Raw genomic sequence first — 19,713 nt, 5'->3', positions numbered from 1 at the left:
AGCCATGCACCAGACGAAGACGCGCGCGACGGGCGCTTAAACGGGGCCGCACCGTATAAATCACGTAGAGATAGGGTCGCCATGCCATAGGACACCTCCTGCAAATCGCTACTTACAGCATGTACCGCACCGGGCCCCACGTCGGTCAGGCGAAAGTGGTATCTGTTTATTAGCCGCTAAACTGGCGAGTGGTGCGGCCTGTCGCCCGGCGGCGCTGCGCTTGCACGGGCCTACGGACTGGCGGGTGTGCGGGCCTTGCCCGGCGGCGCTGCGCTTGCGCGGGCCTACTCATTCACGTAGGCCGGGTAAGGCGCAGCCGCCACCCGGCAGAAGATCGCAATATGTTAAATTACGTAAAACACTCTATAGTCGTAGTGTTTCATTAAAAAAGGATGAGCTGATGCGATTTAACGGACTGACCAAAGGTTTCTTCATACTGATACTGCTGATGGTCTCATGGGCGTTTTTTGATGTGCTGTCGCCCTACTTCTCGGCCATTCTGTGGGCTGCTATCCTGGCGGTGATTTTCTACCCGGTCAAAAACACCCTGCGTATCAAACTGGGGGATCGCAACGGGCTGGCGGCGCTGCTGAGCGTGCTGCTTATCTGCCTCATCGTCTTTATTCCGCTGATGGTGATCTTTTCCTCATTAGCCTTTGAACTCAATATTGTTTACACGCGCCTGCAGCAGAACGACACCCAATTTTCCGGGGTGTTCGCTGGTCTCTTCTCTCACCTGCCAGACTGGCTGCGCGCGCTGATGATCGAGCATGATCTCGACACTGCCGCGCAGATCCAGCAAAAGCTCTCTGAAGCGGCGCTACGCGGCGGGCAATACCTTGCCGGCAGCGCCTTCCTGATTGGTAAAGGCACCTTTGGCTTCGCCATCAGCTTTGGCGTAATGGTCTATCTGCTCTTTTTCCTGTTGAAAGATGGCCCGTGGCTGGTGCGCCAGATCCTCGACAGCCTGCCGCTGTCGAATTTCGCCAAACACCATCTGTTTGCCAAATTTGCCGGGGTTGCCCGAGCGACGGTAAAAGGCACGGCCGTGGTGGCCCTGGTCCAGGGTGTGCTGGGCGGTATCGCCTTCTGGATAGTCGGTATTAATGGCAGCATCTTGTGGGGCGCGCTGATTGCGTTCCTGTCGCTGATCCCGGCGGTCGGCTCGGCCATCGTCTGGGTACCGGCAGCTATTTTCCTCTTCGCCACCCATCAGCTATGGCAGGGCCTGTTTATCGTCGGCTTCTTTGTGCTGGTGGTGGGGCTGGTGGATAACCTGCTGCGCCCGCTGCTGGTGGGAAAAGACACCAAAATGCCCGATTATCTTATCCTCATCACTACCCTCGGCGGGATGGAGATTTATGGCATCAACGGTTTTGTGATTGGTCCGTTAATCGCCGCCCTGTTTATCGCCTGCTGGAACCTGCTTTCGGGTCGCGATCATGCCGGTAATGCCGAAGAGATTGACGATGCGATTATCGAGGAAGGGAAAAATTCGCCTGATTTATGAAGAAGGAATAAGACGTGCGTATCGCCACTATCACTAACTGGGCATACGGTGCCACGGTTTGTCTGACTATCGCTTCCGGCGTGGCTATGTTGATGGCCTCCAGCGCCGAAAGCGTTGAGCGGCAGGCCGTTGAACAGCGCTACGTCTTCGATCAGCTCACCGAAGAGGTGGAAGTTGACGCCTGGGCGCTCTCCGACCTGGCGCGGTTGTACGTCATTAAACAGGATCCCGCGGTGGCAGAGGAGTACCGCCAGAAAGCGGAAACGATGGTCAGAATTGAGCATCGCCTGCAAAAGCTGAAAGATGCGGGTGCCAGTGATGAAGAGCTGGCGCTGCTGCACGAAGGTTTGCAGATGGCCGATGCGCTGCAGGATGAGCAACAGAGTGCTATCGCCAGCGTCGGGCGCGGGCAGCAGCCTCAGGCCATTGAACTGCTTTATAACGAGCGTTACGAGAGCGAGCTGGAGCAGGTCCAGAATCAGCTCGATCATTTTCGTCAGATGCTGGACCGCCGCACCAATGTGGCAATTGAGGATGCCACGGCAAAATCCCGCGCGCTGCGTACCCTCTCCGAGGTGATGGTCGGCCTGACCGCACTAATGTTTTTGTTTGTGCTCGGTTTTATCCTCAAACGCCGGGTGCTGCGCCCGGTGGTGCGCCTGAGTGATGTGGTCAACCGACTGGCGTCTCAGGATTATGGGGTCGAAGCCCCGGATTACCGGCAGATCGACGAGATTGGCGATATGGCCCAGGCGATCCGTATCTTTCGTGAAAACGGTCTGGTACGGCAGCGGCTGGAAAAAGAGCGTGATGCCGACTGGGCGATCCGCGAGCTGCTGGCGCGAATGACGCAGCGGCTGCAAGGGTGCGAGTCCGTCGAGGATGTCCTGAACGTGGCGCAACTGTTCGCGCCCGGCATAGCGCCGGGCATTCCCGGACAGCTCTGGCTTCTCGAAAGGGAGCCGTGGCAGATGCACTGTGCCGCCGAATGGCTCGACCCGCAGGGTGAGTCCGATCCCTTCCATCCGGACCAGTGCTGGGCCGTGCGCCGCGGGCAGAGTCATCCGCCAGTAACCGGCGAGCCGGATATTACCTGTTACCACCTCCCCGACGCCTGTGCCAGCCATGCGCTCTGCGTTCCCCTGATTGCCCAGGGCGAGACCATCGGCCTGCTCTCGTTCCAGAACGTGACCCCGGCGATGGCTCCATCCCGCGCCTATCTGGAGCTGATGGCCGAGGCGCTCGGTCTGGCGCTGGCCAACCAGCGCCTGCGTGATGCCCTGCTGGAGAAAGCGTTGTTCGACCCGCTGACTGGCTTGCGTAACCGCCACCATCTGGAAGATGCTCTGCGCACCCAGATAAACCAGGCGATGCACAGCGGTACGCCATTAAGCTGCCTGATGATCGATATCGATTACTTTAAAGCCATCAACGACAGACTGGGCCACGACGCGGGAGACCTGGTGATTAAAAGCGTGGCGACCATTGTCCAGCGTGCAGTAAGCGACAAAGGCATGGCGTTCCGCTATGGCGGCGAGGAGTTTCTGGCCCTGCTGCCGGGCGCGGATGAAGAGACGGCGTTTACCTGCGCCAGTGAAATTCATACCGCTGTGCATAACCTGACGCTGCGTTATGAGCTCTCGGAGATCGGCCCGGTTGATGTATCGATCGGTATTGCCAGCTATCCGCAGCACGCTCAGGGCGATAACCTGCTGCGTGCCGCCGACGTGGCGCTCTACCGGGCGAAAGAGCTGGGGCGTTCAAGGATCGTCAGCTTTGGGATGCTGGAGGGGGGTTAACGGTTTGCTCAAAGTAAAAGATGCAGATAAATTATTGCTTGCCCTCTGACACTGAGAACGTTTTTCTGCCTTCACGCTAAATATTATCTTCCCGTTGCCGATAATGCCCCTTGATACCCTTAAGCCAAATTCAATGCCGCATTCGTGTGCGCAACGACAAGGAAGAGTGCAATGCCCAGTAAATCAATCAAGGCGATGATTCAGGAAATTAATAATAACGAAGCCGATGGTGGCGGGCTTTGGTTGCCAAATATTCAGCGACAGTTTGTCTGGAATACCGATCAAATAGCCCGCCTGTTCGACTCTGTCATGCGGCAATATCCCCTCTCCTCCCTGCTGTTCTGGAAAACCCGCGAAGAAATTAAGCACCGTAAATTTATAGAGAATTTCAACGACGGCAAGGTCGATTTAAAAGATCACTATCATCACGGCAAAACGAAGTCGAAATGGCTGGTTCTGGACGGCCAGCAGCGCTTACAAAGTTTTTATCTGGCGTTGAAAGGTAGCATTGACGGTAAAGTACTCCATTTCAATGTGCTGAGTGGTACATCGACAAGCAATGAAGAAATTCGCTATCAGTTTGAGTTTCAGGATGCCGCCACAAGCTCCTGGCCATGGATGGTCATGTCAGACATTGTCTACACCAAAAAATTACCCGAACAGATTCTCAGCCAGCGCATTGAAGAAGAAAAGCTGGAACTAAGCGCGAAAGAGCGAGAACAGGCGACAATCAATATTAGTCGTGCAGGTAAAGAGTTTAGTAATGAAGGTAAGTTGCTTTATCACGTGATTGACAGCAGCGAAGACGACAGCGAACTTGATTTTGACGATGTGGTTGAGGTCTTTATTCGGGCGAACTCAGGCGGTACAAGGTTAAGCAAATCAGATCTAATGTTTACGCTGCTCTCCACCGAGTGGTCTGACGCTGACGTTATCTTTGAAGACTTTCTGGAGAAGATTAATGATAACGGCCGCTTCAACTTCTCCCGCGATTTTCTGATTAAACTTAGCACCACGCTGCTGGGCTTTGGTGCCAAATATGATGTGGATAAACTGCGTGATGATAATGTGCGTAACCAGATCAGTGAAAACTGGCCAGCTATCGCCAAAGCGCTTATGTTTGTGAAAGATGAGATTGTCAGTAAAACCTATATTCGATCCGGCAAAGCACTCACCTCTTATAATGCACTGATTCCCTTAGTATATCTGCAATATCACTTCCCGGGGAAATTAGCGAGATCGCAAGCATTAAAGCAGTATCTGGTGCCTGCTCTGCTGAATGGCGTTTTTTCTGGTCAGCCAGATGGCATTATAGATAAGCTGGTAAAAGTGATCGACGACCAGGAGAGCTTCGATCTGAAAAAGATCCGTGCGGCGATCGTTTCGGCCAATCGTAGCCTGCATTTAACCGAAGAGCGCCTCTTCGGTTGGTGCGGCTACGGTAGCGGGCACATCCACCTGCTGTTTAACTTGTGGTATGGCGGAGAATACAAATCTTCAGGCTTTCAGCATGAACCGCAGATTGACCACATTTTTGCCCGTAGCCTGCTAAAAGAAGAGAAGATTTTAAATGAAGAAACTGGCCGTATGGTACGTGTCTACGAAAACTGGGAAATCGACCAGTTGGCGAACTGTATGCTGTTACCTGCCCATCAGAATGGCGCAGGCGACAAAGGAGCCCAGTCCCTCGATACATGGCTAAAAGATCAATCCCCGGAATTTTTGGATCTGCACTGTATCCCCCGCAGCCCCAGGACCTTATGGAAGCTGGAAAATTACCGGCGCTTTATTGAGAAACGCAAACAGTTGATCCAGGAACGTATCGCCGAAATGGGATTACTGGAGGACGAAGAGTAAGCAGTGTGGAAGGCGGTGGCATAATGCCGCCGCCATTTCAGTTTAAGGGGAAACAGGCATTCGAATGTCTAAGCGTATCAAGAACAGTGATTTAAATTCAGGAAGCAACGTTAGATCTGATTTTGTTCACGCCAACGCTTAACCATATCGGCAGTGACTTCTTTTTCGTAGCAAATCGGTGAATACCCTCCTGCTTTGCTCCACGCACTGCGTCTGCCGCATGCACTTCCATTTCTCGCCTGATTAAAAGGACAGGCACATACCCCAGGATACGAAGCGATTGATTCAGCAATAATCTTTTTTTTAACCGAAGTATCAGAGATCGCATTACCTTTTGCTACTGCATTACCCGCCATAAAAAAAGCACATGCAGTAAACATCATTATTAGTAATTTTTTATTTTTCATATTATTCAAGTTGCGATTATGTATTTAGCTAAAATAATTCACGCATATTTCAAAGAGTTTGATATAAAACAAGGTTATGTATAAATAAAATGAATTTATTGCAAATAAGATATTCTCATCACAAATTAAATTTACCTGCGCTCAAACATAGTTTGACGGTTATTCGCCGAGCCTGTTGCCGCTACTGCAAAATGATAACAAAAGAAAAATCCTGTACGCCTCTACCGACTCTCAGACGCTTATTGAACAGCTCTCCGCGGAGCTTGCAGCGATACCGGCAGCAGTGGAAAAGCCACTTTGGCCCCTATATCGGGCGCGACGAGGCCATCTGTTTTGCCAAACGGTTAACCGGCTAGCCCGGTTACACTCCCGGCAGGATCGCGTATCATCGCCCTTCGGATTGATGACTGATACTGCCTCCCATGAACCTCAATGTCCTCTGTTATCTCCTTTTGGCCCTGGTCGCTGCGGGCAGCGCCTTGTCCCCTCACCCTTTTGCGATGTGGTTTCTGCTCGCCAGCGCGCTGACGTTTATGATCTACGGCGCCGACAAAATCGCGGCCCGCAAAGCCTGGCGCCGGGTTCCGGAGTCGACCTTGCTGATCTGCGGGGTAGTCGGAGGGTGGCCGGGAGCGATCTTTGGCCAGCAGCTGTTTCGCCATAAAACCCAAAAGCAGCCTTTCAAAACCTGGTTTATGTTAAGCGTGATCCTCAACCTCGTGGTGCTGGTCCTGGCGGCATGGCGACTCCACTATTATTGAGAGGACGATGAATGCTAACGGCCTGAGATCATGGCGGAGTGCCTTGGTGAAAGAGGTGTACGCGAAGAGGGACATACTGCATCGGTGAAAGCGCGATTTTCATCGCATTATGCCAGGCTTTATGTTCATCAAAGAAAAGGGATCGCTCATTTGAAAAATGCGAAATACGACATGCCCCAACGTGATAACGGGTTCGTTGGCCTCGGGGACTATGCTGCTATCGGCGAAGGACGCTCGGTAGCGCTCATCGCCCCGGATGGCTCGATCGACTGGTGGGGCGCGCCCAATCTCGATTCCCCGCCTCTCTTCGACCGGTTACTGGATCCCAACATCGGTGGTTTTTTCAGCCTGACACCTGCGGATGAATACACCGTCTCGCGCGCCTATCGCGATGACAGCAACATTCTGGAAACCCGCTATGAGACGAAAGGTGGCACGGTTCTGTTAACCGAATCCATTAACAGTACTCTGGCAGGCCGCCTGCCCTGGAGTGAGCTGGCGCGCCGTCTGGAAGGCCTGCGCGGCACCGTGACGTTCAGGCTTCATCTGCGGTTCGGAACGATGATCGAAACCCGCTCGCCCTGGCGCTCCGATACCTTCAAGGGCAGCGTTTATCATATTGGCGACCTGATGGCGATGCTGCACACCAGCGAAAACGTAGTCATTACCCATGCCGATGATGAAGAGGTCGAGGCGGAGATCGTTCTGAAAAAGGGGAGCCGGGAGGTGGTTGCTCTGCTGGTGACGCAGAGTGAGCCGCTGGCGGTGCCCGATATCGAGGCGATTGATAACCGCATTGAGACCAGCCACACCGCGTGGCAGGACTGGGTGAAGGGGCTGAAATATGATGGCCTGTACAAAGATCACGTTATCCGCTCCGCGCTGGCGCTGAAGTTCCTCTGGTACTCTCCTACCGGCGCGCTGGCGGCGGCGGCCACCACCTCTCTGCCGGAGGGGCCCGGTGGCAGTAAAAACTATGATTACCGTTTTGCCTGGGTGCGCGATGCCTGCCTGATCATCAAAGCCTTTACCTATCTTGGCACCCTTGAAGAGTGTAAGGCGGCCTTCTCCTGGCTGTCGAAAACCATCATCAAACACGGCCCGGAGATGCGGGCCTGCTACACCCTCGACGGCGAGCTGGTGCCGGAAGAGAAGTACGCGGAGCTCCAGGGCTACCGGGATTCGCAGCCGGTACGCCTGGGCAATAACGCCCGCACCCAGCGTCAGCTGAGCATGTATGGCGATATGCTGGGGGTGGCAAAACTGTTCGTCGAGGCGGGCCATATTCTGGATACGGGCACGTCGCGCTTTTTAGGGCATCTTGCCAATCAGTGCGCCGATCGCTGGCGCATGAAGGATTCGGGGATCTGGGAACTGCCGGAAGAGCGGCACTATACCCACTCAAAAATGTCCTGCTGGCTGGCGCTGGACTGCGCCGTGGTACTGGCGGAGGGCAGCCATATCGAACCCACATGGAAAGCGCGCTGGGCGCGGGAGCGGGACAGGATCCGCGACTGGATTGAAGAGCACTGCTGGTCCGAAACCCATCAGTCTTACTGCTTTTACAGCGGCGATGGTGGACTGCTTGATGCGTCACTCACCCTGGTGTCACGCTACGGTGTGAAGGTCAACCCGAAGCGCATGAAGCTCACCTATGAGGCGATCTATCGCGAACTGGGCCATAACAGCGCAATGATCTACCGCTACAGTGGCGTTGAACAGGAGGAGAGCACCTTTATCGCCTGCGCCTTCTGGCTGGCTGAAGCCTGGGCCTCCATGGGTGAACCGGCGCTGGCGGAAGCGAACATGGATGAAATTCTCAATACCCTGTGCCATCGCGGCAATGTCGAAACCTTTAATGAGATGTTCGATACCCGCACCGGCGAATGGGTTGGCAACATGCCCCAGGGGTTAAGCCATCTGGCGCTGATCTGCGCGGCGCAGGCCATCAGCGATCGCCGGAAGGATAAATAGCGAGAGCGGAAGTGGTACGCCAGCGCGCTGGATAACAGTCTGTCATCATGCTTGTCTGTTCAAAAACAGACAAGCATGAAATGCCGTCACCAGGTGAGCACGCTTTTCAGTTAATTTTTGTTTTTCTTTTCCAGCGCTTCCCACAGCCCCATCAGGTAAGTGACACCCAATGCACGATCGTACAGACCGTAGCCCGGGCGGCCCTCTTCACCCCAGATAAAGCGGCCATGATCCGGACGGATATAGCCATCGAAACCGTTATCATGCAGAGCCTGCATAACGCGATACATATCCAGTGAACCATACCGGGAAGGATGAGCAGACTCGTAGAAGTCTTTATCCTTAATTAACTTAATATTACGCACATGGGCAAAATGGAGACGCTTACGGCGGGTGAATTCGGCCAGAATTTCGTACACGTCATTGTCCGGATCTTCAGCAATAGAGCCGGTACACAGCGTTATCCCATTAGAGGGGGAGTCAACCGCATCGCAAATCATTGCCAGATCGGTGTAATTTTTCACCACTCGCGGCAGTCCGAAAATAGAGTACGGAGGATCATCGGGATGGATCGCCATTTTCACGCCAACTTCTTCACAAACAGGAATAATTTCACGCAGAAAGTAAAACAGGTTTTCACGCAGCTTGTCGTCATCCACGCCGTTATAGCGAGCAAATAATTCCTGCACTTTGGCCAGACGCTCCGGTTCCCATCCTGGCAACGCGAAACCATTCGAATTATCCAGAACCTCCTTCACCACCTCCTCCAGGGTCTTATCTATCCCCTGTTTTTCGAATGCCATGGTCAGGGAGCCATCCGGAAGGCGGTAGTTCATGTCTGTTTTCATCCAGTCAAAGACCGGCATGAAGTTATAACAGATAACCTTTACGCCAAAACCCGCCAGATTACGGATGGTTTGTTTGTAGTTCTCAATGTAACGGTCGCGCTCGGGGGTGCCGATTTTGATGTCATCGTGGATGTTGACGCTTTCGATCACCTCCATCGTTAACCCTGCGGTATGAGCCTGCTCTACCAGAGCCTTAATTTTTTCCACCGGCCAGATCTCTCCGGGCGCAACGTCATACAATGCCCCCGCGACACCCTCAACCCCGGGCACCTGTCGAATATACTCAAGGGGAATTTTATCCTCCTGAGGCCCAAACCAGCGCATTGTCATCTGCATTTTGCTTCCACCTTTGTCGTTACGTTTTCGCGTTCTGAATAAGTGCCATACTAGTATTAAAAAGCATATTCAGTAATTTTTATGAGATCAAGCCTCGCCGGAAAAATAACGTCTCTTTTACCCTGCAACGCGGTGGAAGCCTGCCTCCCCCGTTAGAAGAAATAACCCTTTCAGGAAAGGTTGTTATTTTGTGAAAGATTTTAATAAGAAAAGCATTATGTAATATATATTCTGCTATTTACATTCAGAAATGCACAAATAAACACAACCCTCTCCAAAAAGAACAAATAAATAACATTTGATGACTATGATATGAGTCACACTTTTTTATTTATACTTGTATGGTAGTAGACTTGTAATCCGTGAGAGGTTTAATGTTTATGGCATAAAACATGCGCCGTTGGCCTGCTTCGGCCAAAAAGGGCGGTGTATAGGTTATAAAAAACTGCGCTCACGGAGACTTTATGTCACTGATTAATAATAGCTTTATGATCAACAACATCACAGGGCAGAAGCTATATTCTGAACTGGCAAAATCGCTACCCATTATTGATTATCATTGTCATCTTGATGCAAAAGCGATATGGGAAAATAAACCCTTTACCGATATGAATCAGCTATGGCTGGAGGGCGATCATTACAAATGGCGTGCCATGCGCGCGAATGGGATCCCTGAACGGAAAATTACCGGTAATGCCAGTGCGGAAGAAAAATTCGAAGCCTGGGCGCAAACCGTTGAAGCCAGTTTTGGCAATCCGCTTTACCACTGGACCCATCTCGAACTGAAGCACTATTTTAATATCGACGACACCCTCAACAGCAAAAACTGGCGTGAAATTATGCGCCGCTGTAATGAACAGTTACGTGGCAGTGATTTTTTACCCCAGGCATTAATTCGCCGCTCTAACGTTGAAGCGCTGTGCACTACCGATGGCCCGCTTGACGATCTGCACTACCATCAGCAACTGGCAGCGCAGAGCGATTTTGCCACTCTCGTCCTGCCCACCTTCCGCCCGGATGAACTGTTCGATACGGACCCGGATCGCTTCCTGACCTTTGTCGAACGGCTGGCGCAGAAAACAGACATATCGATCGCGTCACTCGAACACTTCCTGGCTGCACTGGCGTCACGCATTGATTTCTTCCACTCCGTGGGCTGCCGAATTTCCGATCACGGGCCGCTGGCAGTGCACTATTGCTGTCTCGATGAAACCGCGCAAGCAGCGCTGTTCCAACGCCGACTGGCGGGTGAAACGCTGACGGAAAATGAACGCCAGGCGTGGGATAGCCTCATTTTTGTCGCGCTTGCCAGAATGTACAAACAGCGCGGCTGGGCGATGCAGATTCACTTCGGTGCGATCCGTAACAACAACATGCCGATGTTCCGCAAAGTCGGCATTAACAGCGGTTTTGATTCAATTGGCGATCAGCCCCATCTCGCCGGGAGCCTGAACGCCCTGCTCAATGCCATGGCTGAAAACGACGGTCTGCCAAAAACGATCCTCTATAACCTTAACGCCAGCTACAACGACGTGGTCGCCTCCACCCTCGCCAATTTCCAGAGCGGTGAAGAGGGCGTGAAGTCCCCGCTGCAATTTGGTTCCGGCTGGTGGTTTAACGATACGCGCCGCGGCATGGTTAGCCAGCTTAACACCCTGGCCGATCAGGGTTTACTGGCCAATTTTATCGGCATGCTCACCGACTCCCGCAGCTTCGTCTCCTATACCCGTCACGATTACTTCCGCCGGATCCTCTGCGATCTGATTGGCGGCTGGGTAGAGAGAGGGGAAGTCCCGAAAGATGAAGCGATCCTTGCTTCCATGATTCGCGGCATCTGTGTTGAAAACGCACGCCGCTATTTTTGTTTTGCTCAAGCCTGAGGCAGGAATAACCTATGTCGCTTAAGAAGAGAAAAGTCACTATTCCTGTCAGTATCGGCTATGGTCTGACAGATATCATGGGTGGCGGGGCTTTTACCGTTATTGGTGCCTGGCTGCTTTTCTTCTATACCACCTTTGTCGGTCTGTCGCCGATTGAAGCAGCCTCTATCGTCGCTATCGCCCGTATTGTCGACGCGATCGTCAGCCTGTTTATGGGCAGTTTTACGGATCATTTTTATAAAAATTACCTGGGCAAAAAATTTGGTCGCCGGCGGTTCTTTCTGCTGATCGGTGCGCCGCTGATGCTGGTTTATATTCTGCTCTGGCTGAACGGGATGAATTTCTGGTTCTATCTCGCCGTCTATCTGGCCTTTGAAATCATTGCTGCAATGGTGCTGATCCCATGGGAAACGCTGCCGTCGGAAATGACCAAAGACTTTAACGACCGTACCAAACTTTCCACCTGCCGTATGTTCCTGTCAGCCTCCGGAACGTTCCTCGCGACCTTTATTCCAGGCATGCTGATTGGCTGGCTGGGCGATCACAATGCCGATGCTTATCTGATCAACGGCGTGGTGTTTGCCGTGCTGTTCACCGTCTGCGTGTTTATCTCCTGGAAAGTTACATGGGAACGAGAGTTAACCCCAGAAATGCTGGCAGAAATGAAAAAAGCGCCACAGGCAAAAACAGCCGCTGAGCAACTCGCCGCCGTAGGCAATCTGTTTAAGGAGTACGCTTCAACGCTGAAGGTTCGCGCGTTCCGTAAACACCTCGCCATCTATCTTTTCTCCTTTACCGCCAAGGATGTTTACAACACGGTTTTCGTCTTCTTCTGCGTCTACTGTCTGAGCGTTTCCTCCTCGCTGGCGGGCTCCCTGCTCTCTATGAGCATCGTCGGGTTGCCGGTTACGCTGGCGGCAGGCGTGGCAATCATCAAATATGGCCCGTCACGTCTTTATGTCTTTGCTTACTCTGTCATGCTGCTCTGTCTCGGCGGGTTCTTCCTGGTCTATCAGTTCCCGACAGACCACAAAGTGATGCTGCTGGTGATCCTCGCCGGGGTTTATCAGGTGGGCCGCTGCGTGCTGGAATTTACCCCGTGGAACGTCTTCCCGTTTATTCCGGATATCGACGAAATGATCACGCGTCAGCGTCGTGAAGGGCTGTTTGCGGCGGTAATGACCTTCTCCCGTAAGACTACGGTCGCCATTGCGACCTTTGCGGTGGGTCTGTTCCTGCAGAGCGGCGGCTTCGTGAAAGGGAGCCAGGTTCAGCCACAGGAAGCCATCAACACCATCGCCCTGCTGCTGTTTGTGGGTACCGCCGGTCTGCTGATTATTGCCCTGTGGCAGGCGCTCACCTTCCATCTGAACAAGCGCACGCACAAGATCTTTGTAGATGAAATTGAACGCCTGAAGGCACATGGCCGCAAACAGGATGTCACGCCCGAGGCTCGCCATGTCGTGGAAGACCTTACGGGCTATTCCTATGACGAGCTGTGGAATCCCGTGTCCGCAGAGTATGTGACCTCTGCGACGCCCGGTTCCGCGCTGAACGGCTAACCCCCGTCGGCAGCAGGCTTTGCCCCGCCCGCTGCCGACCCTTTCCTGCCCTGTTTAACCCCCTGCTGGATTTAAGAATAATCCCACCAACATCGCCGTCTATGCTTAACGTTTAAAAAAAGACGACAACGTCGCGCCCTCTTTGACCGTTATTTCCCCTTTGCATACCGGAGGCCTGGCATGAGCAACCAAGGCGAATACCCCGAAGATGGTGAGTTCGGGAAGCACGAACAACACGATTTTAGCCTGTCCCGACGGGACCTTTTAAAAGCCAGCGCCGCCGCGGCGGCGACCGCGGCGGTCTATCCCTGTTCCGCCCTGGCCGAGGGCGAATCCGCCGTCACACCCGCACCGGAGAAAATGCCGGTAACGTTTCGCGTCAATGGCGAGGCGCAGCAGCTGGAGGTGGATACCCGCACCACCCTGCTGGATGCCCTGCGCGAGAACCTGCACCTGACCGGCACCAAAAAAGGCTGCGATCACGGACAGTGCGGCGCCTGCACCGTCATCGTTGACGGGCGCAGGATTAACTCCTGCCTCACCCTGGCCGTGATGCACCAGAACGCCGATATCACTACCATCGAGGGGCTGGGCACTCCTGACAATCTGCACCCTATGCAGGCGGCGTTTGTTAAACACGATAGCTATCAGTGCGGCTACTGTACGCCGGGGCAAATTTGCTCTTCGGTGGCGGTGCTGAAAGAGATTGAAGAGGGCATTCCCAGCCATGTGACCCTCGATCTGGTCTCTCCTCCCGAAATGAATGCCCAGGAGATCCGCGAGCGCATGAGCGGCAACATCTGCCGCTGCGGCGCATACGCCAACATACTCGCTGCCATTGAGGATGTCGCCGGAGGGGAAAAATCATGAAAGCCTTCACCTATGAGCGGGTAAAAACCCCGGCTGAAGCCGCCGCCAGCGCCCAGCGCACACCTGGCGCCAAATTTATCGCGGGCGGCACCAATCTGCTGGATCTGATGAAGCTGGAAATCGAGACCCCTGGGCATCTGATCGACGTAAACGGCCTGGGGCTGGATAAGATTGATGCCACTGACGAGGGGGGGCTGCGCATCGGCGCCCTGGTGCGTAACACCGATCTGGCTGCAGATGAGCGCGTGCGCCGCGACTATGCCGTGCTCTCCAGAGCGCTGCTGGCCGGGGCATCTGGTCAGTTGCGCAACCAGGCCACCACGGCGGGCAATCTTCTGCAGCGCACGCGATGCCCCTACTTTTACGATACGAACCAACCCTGCAATAAACGCCTTCCCGGCAGCGGTTGCGCGGCGCTGGAAGGTTTTAGTCGTCAGCATGCGGTCGTCGGGGGGAGCGAAGCCTGCATTGCCACCCATCCCGGCGATATGCCCGTCGCGATGCGCCTGCTGGACGCGGTGGTAGAAACCATCAATGCAGACGGAAAAACGCGCAACATCCCCCTCGCCGATTTCTATCGTGCCCCGGGGAAGACGCCCCATATTGAGACCGTGCTGACGCCCGGCGAGCTGATTACCGCCGTCACCCTGCCGCCGCCCGTGGGCGGGCAACACATCTACCGTAAGGTTCGCGATCGCGCCTCCTACGCCTTTGCGCTGGTCTCGGTGGCTGCGATTGTCCAGCCCGATGGCACCGGCCGCGTCGCGCTGGGCGGCGTCGCCCATAAACCCTGGCGGATGGCGCAGGCCGATGCGCAACTCCCCCAGGGGGCACAGGCGGTGTATGACGCGCTGTTTGCCGACGCGCATCCGACGGCTGAAAACAGGTTCAAACTTACCCTGGCGAAGCGAACGCTTGCCTCCGTGCTGACAGAAGCGAGGGCTCAGGTATGAAATTTGAGAAACCGGCAGGGGAAAACCCAATCGATCGGTTAAAGGTGGTTGGACAGCCCCATGACCGTATCGACGGCCCGCTAAAAACCACCGGCAAGGCGCACTATGCCTACGAATGGCACGACACCGCGCCCAATGCGGCCTATGGCTATGTGGTCGGATCGGCGATTGCCAAAGGCGAGATTGCCGCCATCGACACCCTGGCCGCGAAAAACGCGCCAGGCGTGCTGACGGTCGTCACGGCCAGCAGTGCTGGCGAGCTCGGCAAAGGCGAGAGAAATACGGCCACTCTGCTGGGCGACCCGAAAATAGAGCACTACCATCAGGCCGTTGCGCTGGTGGTGGCAGAGACGTTCGAGCAGGCCCGGGCCGCGGCGTCGCTGGTGCAGGTCCAGTACCGCCGTGAAAAGGGCGCCTGGTCGCTGGCAGAGGAAAAACCCGCCGTCAACCAGCCCCCGGAGAAGACACCTGACAAAAACGTCGGCGATGTTGACGCCGCCTTTGCCGCCGCCGAGGTGAAGATAGATGTGACCTATACCACCCCCGATCAGAGCCATATGGCGATGGAGCCGCATGCCTCTATGGCGGTCTGGGACGGCGACAAGGTGACCGTCTGGACCTCCAATCAGATGGTCGCCTGGTGCCGCACCGATCTGGCGGCGACGCTGAAGATCCCCGAGGAGAACGTGCGCATCATCTCCCCCTATATCGGCGGAGGCTTTGGCGGCAAGCTGTTCCTTAGGAGCGATGCGCTGCTGGCCGCGCTGGCGGCCCGCACCCTGAAGCGCCCTGTAAAGGTCATGCTGTCGCGCCCGACAATTCCCAACAACACCACTCACCGCCCGGCGACCATCCAGCATATTCGCATCGGGACCGACAAGGCGGGCAAGATTACCGCCATCGCCCATGACAGCTGGTCCGGCAATCTGCCCGGCGGCACGCCGGAGACGGCGGTGCAGCAGACCGAACTGCTTTATGCGGGCGCCAATCGTCATACCGGCCTGCGGCTGGCAAAACTGGATCTGCCCGAGGGCAACGCCATGCGCGCCCCCGGCGAAGCGCCGGGCATGATGGCGCTTGAGATCGCCATTGATGAGATGGCGGAGAAAGCGGGCATCGATCCTGTCGAATTTCGCATTCTCAATGATACTCAGGTCGATCCGGCCGATCCCAACCGCCCTTTCTCCCGCCGTCAGCTTATCGAGTGCCTGCGTACCGGCGCCGAAGAGTTCGGCTGGAAGCAGCGCAACGCAAAGCCCGGCCAGGTCCGCGACGGACGCTGGCTGGTGGGCTACGGCATGGCGGCCGGTTTTCGCAATAACCTGTTAGAAAAATCGGGTGCCCGGGTACATCTGGACGCGGACGGAAACGTGACGGTGGAAACCGACATGACGGACATCGGCACCGGGAGCTATACCATCATTGCCCAGACGGCGGCAGAGATGCTGGGCGTGCCGCTGGACAAGGTGACGGTGCATCTCGGTGATTCGAACTTCCCGGTATCGGCCGGTTCAGGCGGCCAGTGGGGGGCGAACACCTCCACTTCGGGGGTTTACGCCGCCTGCGTGAAGTTACGCCATACCATTGCCACGAACCTCGGTTTTGATCCGGACCAGGCGCAGTTCAGCGACGGGAAGATCGTTCTTGATACCCGCAGCGCGGACATTCGCGAGGCCGCAGCCAACGGCACGCTGACCGCCGAAGACAATATCGAGTTTGGCGATCTGGATAAACAGTATCAGCAGTCGACCTTTGCCGGTCACTTTATCGAAGTGGCGGTCGATATGGCGACAGGTGAAGTCCGGGTCCGCCGCATGCTGGCGGTCTGTGCCGCAGGCCGGATCCTCAACCCGAAAACCGCCCGCAGCCAGGTAATTGGCGCGATGACCATGGGGCTCGGCGCGGCGCTGATGGAAGAGCTGGCGGTGGATACCCGTCTTGGCTACTTCGTTAATCACGATATGGCGGCGTATGAAGTCCCGGTCCATGCCGATATCCCGGAACAGAAGGTGATTTTCCTCGACGATACCGACCCCATCTCCTCGCCGATGAAGGCCAAAGGGGTGGGTGAACTGGGGCTGTGTGGCGTCGGGGCGGCCATCGCCAATGCGATCTATAACGCCACGGGGGTGCGGGTGCGGGAGTATCCCATCACCCTGGATAAACTGATCGATGCGCTACCCGATGTGGTGTAAGGAGAGAGCATGCTGCAAGGCGCTGCGCTGAGTGAACAGATTATCCCCGAGCAGGCTTTTGCTACCGACGACAGCGTGGCGCTGCTGCGCTTCGCGGCGGAGGCGTTTACGGCAGGCATGGCGGTGGCGCTGGTGACCCTGGTGGAGATCCGCGGCGGCGCAGCAAGGCCGCTGGGGGCGCAGATGGCCGTTCGCGAGGACGGGCTCTATTGCGGCTATGTCTCCGGCGGCTGCGTGGAGGCCGCTGCCGCGTACGAGGCACTGGAGACCCTCGCCTGCGGCACGGACCGTCAGGTGAAGTATGGCGAGGGATCGCCGTGGTTCGATATTGTGCTCCCCTGCGGCGGCGGGATCACGCTGAACATCCATAAAGTGCGCACGGTACAGCCGCTGCTGGCGGTGCTGAACAGCCTCGCCCAGCGTAAACCGGTGGGACTGCATTACCTCCCCTCTTCCCAATCCTTGCAGTCGGCGCCCTGGACACCCAGGACAGGCTGGAAGGACGATCGCTTCGAGCAGGGCTATCGCCCCTGCCCGCGGCTACTGATCTATGGCGGGTCGGTGGAGGCGCAGGCGACAGCCAATGTGGCGCAGGCGGCGGGATACGAGGTGTATTGCAATCCCCCCACGGTTGAGCTGATGGATGCGGACACGGCGGTGATTTTGCTCTGGCACGATCAGCACAAGGAGCTGCCGGTGTTACAGGCCGCGCTGGGAGCGGCGCCGTTTTATATCGGTGCCCTTGGCAGCCAGCGCACCCACCAGCGGCGGGTGGGCAAACTGCGTGAGCTGGGCTGGAAAGATGCGGATATCGCGCGGATTAAGGCCCCGATTGGCATCTTCCCCCAGGCGCGGGATGCTAACACGCTGGCGCTGTCGGTGGTGGCGGACGTGGCGGCGGTAAGGGCCCACACGCGGTGATCCACCAGGATCTGGCGTCAAATGCTGCTGGTCGTGAGCGGCGAATAAGCATGGCGGGAATGCCAGTGACCACCCGTCATCCTGTCGTATGCGGCGGCATAACCAGGGTACCGGCCTTACTGCTTTCTGGTGCTGGCGCGAACTTGTAACGTTGAGGGTAATTCGATGGCTTTATCTGTCGATTTGCCAGCCAGTAGATCAAGCAACGTTTTCCCTGCGACCGTTCCCGTCTCACTCCATGGGAATTCAACCGCCGTCAGCGCCGGGGAACAGACTGCGGCAAGGGTCCCCCCGCTCAGGCTTGCCAGAGCCAGGGCGTCAGGCACTTTTTGCCCTGCACCGTGGCAGGCCATAATGCAGCCGCAGGCAATTTCATCAGAGGTGCAAATCAGCGCATCCAGCTCTGGCCAGGTAATACGAATATCGCCCAGCAGGTTTAAACCGGTCGTAATACCTGCGGGCAGATGAGAAGTCACCACACGGTGGGGCGAGTGGTTAACGGAGAGCATGGCGCTGTTCCAGCCGCTCAGTACCTGGCGAAACATAATGTTATTGGACGCCGTGCAAAGCAGGCCGATATTCTTATATCCGGCCTGCACAAGCGATGTGACCAGCTTTTTGATGGCAGCAGCATAGTCAACGCCAATACTGACCCAGCTCGCATCGCGATTGATGGCACCAATTTCAACCACCGGCACGCCGGTGTTACTGATCATTTGCGAACAACTGCTGATGTTATCAATGTTGAACTGAACAATCGCCGCCGGGTTATAGGCGAGCATTTGCGCAAAAGCGCGCTCTTCGCTCTGCCCTCCCTGACTGGACTCAATAAACATCATGCTATAGCCCTGAGTCGCGAGCACGGTCTGCAGGGTTTCGGAGACGGCAAGAAAGCCCGGAGAAGAAAATGAGGGCACCACGCCCATCACCAGGCTGGAGTCAGCGGAGGCGAGGCTACGGGCCTGGAGATTGGGCACATAGCCCAGCTCACTCACTGCCGCTTCGATGCGGTTACGGAGTTCAGGATTCACTTTTTCAGGCATACGTAACGCGCGCGACACGGTCATCGTGCTAACGCCGACCAGTTTTGCAACTTCAGCGAGCGTAATTTTACCGGTGTTTTTCCTGCGTTTTTCTCTCGCGCTATCGTCCGCTTCTAACGTCTGCACTGATCTCCTCCTTTCGCCTGACTGGGCAACCATTGTAAATGATGTTTAGCGTTTTTCGCATTGCCCAACTGCAAAGTAATTACAAGTATTGATAATAAAGTTAGCGGTAACAAGGATTTTAACATTATTGCCGTGTTAGCGCTAACTTTGCGATACAGATCACGGTAAGCCGCGAAGTCATTCCACTATAGTAAGTTCACTTTCAACGCTATCGGGGTATTTATGATTACAACCTGGCTACCTGTAGAAAATATCCAGATCGTGGATTCAGTCAGCGACTGGAAACAGGCCATTAGGTTATCGGCTCAGCCCTTATTAGCGAAAGAGACGATTACCGAAGAATATGTTGAAGCCATTTTTAAGAGCCATCAGGAGCTGGGTCCTTATTATGTATTAGCTCCCGGCCTGGCGATGCCACATGCTCGCCCGGAGCAAGGGGCGATTAAAAACGGACTGTCGCTTTTACATATTAAACAAGGGGTTTCTTTTAACGCCGACGAGAATGACCCTATTTACGTTGTGATTATGTTGTGTGCACTTTCAGGAGATGAGCATATCAATATGATTACCGCCCTGGCGGAGATTTTTAGCAATGATGAACGACTCTCAGCACTGCTGAAAGCATCAACATTGGAAACAATTCAAACTGTTATCAACGGATAAAGAGGTGA

The 19,713-nt window shown here is 55.2% G+C and carries 15 protein-coding genes; 12 read left to right on the top strand and 3 right to left on the bottom strand.

Features of this window, described 5'->3' with window-relative positions; genetic code table 11:
- Window positions 1-400 precede the first annotated feature (400 nt).
- The 3 genes from GNG29_RS04775 to GNG29_RS04765 all read left to right on the top strand — a co-directional run bounded on the left by GNG29_RS04775 (window position 401) and on the right by GNG29_RS04765 (window position 5,166).
- Complete coding sequence (locus GNG29_RS04775) at window positions 401-1,510, top strand: AI-2E family transporter (protein ID WP_103178409.1); 1,110 nt, start codon at window positions 401-403, stop codon at window positions 1,508-1,510.
- A 14-nt stretch (window positions 1,511-1,524) separates the two neighbouring features.
- Window positions 1,525-3,309 (top strand): diguanylate cyclase, encoded by a 1,785-nt coding sequence (locus tag GNG29_RS04770; RefSeq protein ID WP_103178408.1) that lies wholly within the window; start codon window positions 1,525-1,527, stop codon window positions 3,307-3,309.
- Between the two features lie 171 nt (window positions 3,310-3,480).
- Window positions 3,481-5,166 carry a DUF262 domain-containing protein gene (locus GNG29_RS04765; RefSeq protein ID WP_156653967.1) on the top strand — a complete coding sequence of 562 codons (1,686 nt, stop codon included), beginning with the start codon at window positions 3,481-3,483 and terminating at the stop codon, window positions 5,164-5,166.
- 110 nt (window positions 5,167-5,276) lie between these two features.
- On the opposite strand, the gene GNG29_RS04760 is transcribed toward GNG29_RS04765, so the two are convergent.
- Window positions 5,277-5,549, bottom strand: a complete 273-nt coding sequence (locus GNG29_RS04760; protein ID WP_103181033.1) for a hypothetical protein — start codon at window positions 5,547-5,549, stop codon at window positions 5,277-5,279.
- A gap of 446 nt (window positions 5,550-5,995) precedes the next feature.
- Between GNG29_RS04760 and GNG29_RS04755 the strand changes: the two genes are divergently transcribed.
- Both GNG29_RS04755 and GNG29_RS04750 read left to right on the top strand, forming a co-directional pair.
- Window positions 5,996-6,334: a DUF1294 domain-containing protein gene (locus GNG29_RS04755; protein ID WP_103178406.1), complete on the top strand. Its 339-nt coding sequence runs from the start codon at window positions 5,996-5,998 to the stop codon at window positions 6,332-6,334.
- Between the two features lie 150 nt (window positions 6,335-6,484).
- Window positions 6,485-8,308 (top strand): glycoside hydrolase family 15 protein, encoded by a 1,824-nt coding sequence (locus GNG29_RS04750; RefSeq protein WP_409201131.1) that lies wholly within the window; start codon window positions 6,485-6,487, stop codon window positions 8,306-8,308.
- Window positions 8,309-8,418: 110 nt separating this feature from the next.
- Here the strand turns inward: GNG29_RS04750 and uxuA are convergent, their stop codons facing one another.
- Window positions 8,419-9,492: a mannonate dehydratase gene (gene uxuA / locus GNG29_RS04745; RefSeq protein ID WP_156653965.1), complete on the bottom strand. Its 1,074-nt coding sequence runs from the start codon at window positions 9,490-9,492 to the stop codon at window positions 8,419-8,421.
- 464 nt (window positions 9,493-9,956) lie between these two features.
- Here uxuA and uxaC point away from each other — a divergent pair, with 464 nt between their 5' ends.
- The 6 genes from uxaC to GNG29_RS04715 all read left to right on the top strand — a co-directional run bounded on the left by uxaC (window position 9,957) and on the right by GNG29_RS04715 (window position 17,873).
- Window positions 9,957-11,372, top strand: coding sequence for a glucuronate isomerase (gene uxaC / locus GNG29_RS04740; protein ID WP_156653964.1), 1,416 nt, complete (start codon window positions 9,957-9,959; stop codon window positions 11,370-11,372).
- Window positions 11,373-11,386: 14 nt separating this feature from the next.
- Entirely contained in the window at window positions 11,387-12,934 is a 1,548-nt protein-coding gene (locus GNG29_RS04735; RefSeq protein ID WP_156653963.1) for an MFS transporter, read from the top strand.
- Between the two features lie 180 nt (window positions 12,935-13,114).
- The gene (gene paoA / locus GNG29_RS04730; RefSeq protein WP_103178402.1) at window positions 13,115-13,804 is read left to right on the top strand and encodes an aldehyde dehydrogenase iron-sulfur subunit PaoA; all 690 of its coding nucleotides are present in this window, start codon (window positions 13,115-13,117) and stop codon (window positions 13,802-13,804) included.
- A complete protein-coding gene (locus GNG29_RS04725; protein ID WP_156653962.1) occupies window positions 13,801-14,757 on the top strand; it encodes a xanthine dehydrogenase family protein subunit M in 957 nt (318 codons plus the stop codon). The genes paoA and GNG29_RS04725 overlap by 4 nt, the downstream gene beginning before the upstream one ends.
- The gene (paoC, locus tag GNG29_RS04720) at window positions 14,754-16,952 is read left to right on the top strand and encodes an aldehyde oxidoreductase molybdenum-binding subunit PaoC (RefSeq protein ID WP_156653961.1); all 2,199 of its coding nucleotides are present in this window, start codon (window positions 14,754-14,756) and stop codon (window positions 16,950-16,952) included. Before GNG29_RS04725 ends, paoC begins: the two co-directional genes overlap by 4 nt.
- 9 nt (window positions 16,953-16,961) lie before the next feature.
- Window positions 16,962-17,873: an XdhC family protein gene (locus GNG29_RS04715; RefSeq protein ID WP_156653960.1), complete on the top strand. Its 912-nt coding sequence runs from the start codon at window positions 16,962-16,964 to the stop codon at window positions 17,871-17,873.
- 116 nt (window positions 17,874-17,989) lie between these two features.
- On the opposite strand, the gene GNG29_RS04710 is transcribed toward GNG29_RS04715, so the two are convergent.
- Complete coding sequence (locus GNG29_RS04710; RefSeq protein WP_103178398.1) at window positions 17,990-19,042, bottom strand: LacI family DNA-binding transcriptional regulator; 1,053 nt, start codon at window positions 19,040-19,042, stop codon at window positions 17,990-17,992.
- A 222-nt stretch (window positions 19,043-19,264) separates the two neighbouring features.
- Between GNG29_RS04710 and GNG29_RS04705 the strand changes: the two genes are divergently transcribed.
- Window positions 19,265-19,705 carry a PTS sugar transporter subunit IIA gene (locus GNG29_RS04705; protein WP_103178397.1) on the top strand — a complete coding sequence of 147 codons (441 nt, stop codon included), beginning with the start codon at window positions 19,265-19,267 and terminating at the stop codon, window positions 19,703-19,705.
- The last annotated feature ends 8 nt before the right edge of the window (window positions 19,706-19,713 follow it).

This window comes from Leclercia sp. Colony189 (assembly GCF_009740165.1).
Classification (GTDB): Bacteria; Pseudomonadota; Gammaproteobacteria; order Enterobacterales; family Enterobacteriaceae; genus Enterobacter.
This window is presented reverse-complemented; position numbering and strand designations above follow the sequence as displayed.